This window comes from Streptomyces sp. NPDC058964, from assembly GCF_042741275.1.
In the GTDB taxonomy this organism is placed as follows: domain Bacteria; phylum Actinomycetota; class Actinomycetes; order Streptomycetales; family Streptomycetaceae; genus Streptomyces.
Genome location: NZ_JBHYKH010000293.1, coordinates 1 through 4,144, shown reverse-complemented (window position 1 = coordinate 4,144; position 4,144 = coordinate 1). Strand labels below are relative to the sequence as shown.

Genomic DNA, 4,144 nt, shown 5'->3' with positions numbered 1-4,144 from the left:
GGGGGGGTGGGTCCCCGGGTGGGTGGGCCGCCGGGGCGGCGGGGGACGCCGGCCTCTCCGATGAGGAGGCCGCCGAGGGCGCGCAGCACTGCCCAGCCTCGGGCGCGACGCAGGGTCGCGGCGTCCGGGGTCGGCTGGTAGGCGCGGTGGAAACGGTCGGCGGCGCCGTCCGGCAGCAGTGTCCAAGCGGCGCCGAGATCGCAGGCCGGATCGCCCGCGCAGAGGTCGCCGAAGTCGATCACGCCGCAGAAGGTGCCGTCCGAGGTGAGGACGTTGGCCGGGTGCAAGTCGCCGTGGAGCCACAGGGCCGGACCCGCCCAGCGGGGCGCGGCGACAGCGTCCTCCCACACCGCGCGGACGGCGCCCGCGTCGGCAAGCAGTCCCAGCTCAGTGGCCGAGGCGAGCCGTTCGGCGAAGTGCTCGGCACTGTCGGCCGGCGGCCCCCCGCGGCCACGGCCGGAGGACGCCCCATCGGGAGCGGGTCGGTGAAGAGCCGCCAGGAAGGCGGCCAGGCTGTCGGCCGCGTCCGCAGCGTGCGTGGCGGGAGCGCGGTCGGCAGGCGTGCCCGGCACCCAGGTGGTCACGATCTAGGGCCGGGGGAAGCGTTCAGAGGGTTCCCCGAGGCGTTGCGGGACGGGGACCTGCAGCGGTAGGTGCGGGGCGAGGACGGGCAACCAGGCGTGTTCCTTGCGCAGCAGCGCATCGGCGGACCGTGTCGCCCAGGGCAGCCGGACGGCCAACTCGTCGCCGAGTCGCCACAGTTGGTTGTCCCAGCCACGCGCGCCGAGCCTCAACGGGTGATCGGCCAGGTCGGGGTGCTGCTCGCGCAGCAGTTCCCGGACCAACCCCGCGGTGATGTCGGTCTCGGCGTGGGGCACACCGAGCGCCCTGGGCTCGAAGCGGCGGCGGCGCCGTTTCAGGTGCGGCTCCTTCGGTTCGTGCGATGCGTGGCGCTCGCGGTGCTCACGATTGCCACGAACGCAGTCCCGGCCATCGCGATGCGGATGCTCGACGCGTCCGGGAGGTGGTGATGATGCTGGACCCAGTAGATTCCGTCGGCCACGGCGAGCCCCGCCAGGCAAGCAGCCCACATCAACAGAGCTTTGGATGCGAACAATCGGAGACGTCTACCAGCGGCCATGGAGGCATGATGCAGCACACTGCTGCGGCATGGCCAGAGCCTGACCGGACAGGGCGGGCTCCCCACCGCTGGTGATCGCTTCGGCTGTACGCCCGCTGATCAGACCGGCGCGAGGGGATACGCGCGCTGCCAGATGCAACGTCCCCCAGCCTTGCCATCGCCACACCATGGCCGTCGCTGTGCGATCTGCAAAGAACCACGGGACGGGCCTCTGGCTCAAGACCGTTGCCGACTGCGTCGTACTCAGCGGAGCCGACAGCGCCTGTCGTCCGCCACTGCGAAGTTCGTGTGTCCGGCTGAGCGTTCGGCCCGCGTACAACGGGCACGCAATCGCTCAGCACGAGCCTGGCCTCGTGGTCAGCGGGGTTCGCCCATGGAAGTGGCAGGACACGGCCGGCTCTCCAGGGTCGGGCGTTGGTGTGCCGGTTCGCTCGTGAGCTGGTGTGTGGCGGGGTGGTCCGTCGACAGGCCGGTGGTGAAGCGGGGCCAGGCGAAGAGGACGACGGGGTAGATGGCGTAGCCGATGCGGGTGGCCGGGGAGAGCGCAATGGCCAGCGTCAGGCCCAGGGCCAGTCGGTCGGCGGCTGCAATGACGTTGTGTGGCGGGCGGACCAGCAGCGATACCCCTACGCCTGCGGCGCTCAGCGCGATGAGCGCCACTGTGACAGCCTTGCCGTGGGGAAGGAGCGAAACGATCAGGTGCCCGAGCAAGGGGCTCTGAGCGGAAGACGCCGTGGGACCGAGACCCAGTGGATAGAGGACGACGTTCTGGTAGAACGCGCCGCTGCCCACCAGGGCCACGGGCAGGATAGTGAGCACGGCGACTCCGGTGGCCGCTGCCCCGCACTTGAACGCGGCACGCTTTCCGCCGCGCACCACGAGCACGGCGACCATCACCGGGATGGCCGGCCAGGCGGTCCACTTCAGGGCTGCGGCTGCCCCCACAGCCAGGCCTGCGCGTCCGGCATGGCCCCGGTGCGTGAAGGCCAGCGCCAGACAGATCAATCCGATGACTGGCGGGTCCACGCCGCCGATGGTGAGTGGCAGCGCGACGACGGGGCAGGCGATCAGCCACAGGACGCCCGTCCGCCCGGTGATGCCGTGCACGGTGCCGCCCGGGCCGGTACCGGTGTCCCGGCCGCCGGTCAAAACCCGCACGGCACCGGCTACGGCTGCGAGGAATCCGGCAAGGAACCACAAGCGGGCGCTGGTGAACGGGGTGTCGCCGAACACCACGTGCGGTATCCCGAAGAGCGCCATGCCGGGAAGGTAGGGATTGAAGTCCCGTACCGCATGCGGCGCGGTGTGGTACGGAGTTCCGGAGGAGAACAGCAGCCCGGCCGCCCGCTCCACGACGCCGACCTCCATCTGCGCCTTGCCGATCACCGTCAGATACAGCAGGGGCAGGGCAGCTGCGCCGATGCCCGCGACCACGGCTGGGGTACGGGCCCACGGCGTGGACGATCTCGCTGCGACCAGGGCGGCGCAGGCGTATCCCACTGCGGCGATCAGGCCCCACGCCTGCTGCGTTGTGTGGGCGGGAGACAGCAGCCCCACCACGAGCGCCGACACCGCGCACACCACCAGTACCGGCCGGTCCCACCGCCGCCTGCCGCGAGAGGACTTGCCCGCGGAGCGGGTCTCCGGCTCCCGTTCTCGAACGGCTTGTGACATCAGAAATCAACACCTTGAAGACGACATGAGGATTCGTTGGGGGGACCTTGGCGAGGGAGGTTCGCCCGGCGTCGGAGTACTTCCAAGAGGCGTTCCGCATCCCGGCCCCGAGGGTGCGCCGATGGTCCGGCGACGGGACGTGCCGGAGCTGGGCTGCTTGGCCCGGTCAGCGACGACGATGCGCGGTGCGCCGCAGTGAAGGCCGCCACCCGCACATACGGCTCCTGCGGTGGTGCCTCACGATCGTCACCGCGTGAGTCTGCGGACCCGTCGCTGGGGCTCGCCGCCCGCTCGGGCATGCAACGCAAGACATCCGCGACCCCGCCGGGAGGCCACGAGTCCGCCTGGCTGCGGAGCAAGACCGTCCGCAGTGTCACAGGCGAGGCCATGCCGGCCATGGCTCGCCACCTGCGCAGCCGGCAAGCGCACCGGGACGGGACAGTGCTCCTCGCCCACGACCGTCAGACGCATGCTGCGCGAGCACGACGAGCAGGCGGTCGCGACCACGGTGACGCAAGACGCGCGGCCAACCACGGGCCCCCGAGGGCGAGCGGCCTGATCGGGCGTAGCCGGACATCCCGGCCGCACGGGTGCGCCGGGGAGACCAATGACATGACAATGACTCCTTGCTGCGGGCCAGTGAAGGTCACCGCCCACATCGCACTGTCACCTGGGTGGCCGACCTGGCACCAGAGGCGCTCGGGACACGTCCCCCTCGCTTCCGGCCTTCCAGCGTCGCCATCAGCGCGTGAACGCCTTCCCGCCCTGCCCTGCAGAGCAGAACGGCGACAAGCGGATCGTCTCCTACGACCTGGAAAGCAGTGAGAAGATCCGCGACCCGCTCGACGAAGATCGGCCGCACGGGGGCGACGACGACGCGTTCACCGTGGTGCCACAGCGCGGCGTGGCCGATGTGCGCACCGCACTGAACCGCCACGACATCGCGCTCTCCGACACCGGCGCCGGAAAGATGCGGGTGTCCCGCCTTTATCCGGCCCACGAGCCCGACACCTGCCTGGTCTCCAACGGCCTGTCCGGTCGGGCAGCGTTGATGGGGACGGAGCGGTCGGTCCGGTCGGCGAACCGGCCTCGGCCTGGTCGGCCCCCTGGCGGTCGGCGCAGTGGTCGAAGGTGCCGTCGTCGCCTTGATCGGCCTGGGCCGGTAGAGGCCGAAGGCCGGTCCCTGATCGTCCCGGCACAGCCGGAAATCCTGCCTTCGCCGCGACGGACTCGGAGTTCTGTTCCTTGCAGAAGGGGCACCCTTCGACTGTGCCGCCCAGTTCACGGACGTCCCCGGGCCAACGCCGGAGCCTGACTCGAATAAACCAC

General features: G+C 70.8%; 1 protein-coding gene and 1 pseudogene. Both read right to left on the bottom strand.

Annotated elements, in window-relative coordinates:
• Positions 1-878, bottom strand: a pseudogene (locus tag ACFW2E_RS29550) (aminoglycoside phosphotransferase family protein); the annotation flags it as partial.
• Between the two features lie 620 nt (positions 879-1,498).
• A complete protein-coding gene (locus ACFW2E_RS29545) occupies positions 1,499-2,815 on the bottom strand; it encodes a glycosyltransferase family 87 protein (protein ID WP_384470127.1) in 1,317 nt (438 codons plus the stop codon).
• Between the last annotated feature and the right edge of the window lie 1,329 nt (positions 2,816-4,144).

Bases quoted from the DNA above. Each gene is read 5' to 3' on its own strand.
- ACFW2E_RS29545 (WP_384470127.1), bottom strand. From the start codon at position 2,815: ATGTCACAAGCCGTTCGAGAACGGGAGCCGGAGACCCGCTCCGCGGGC.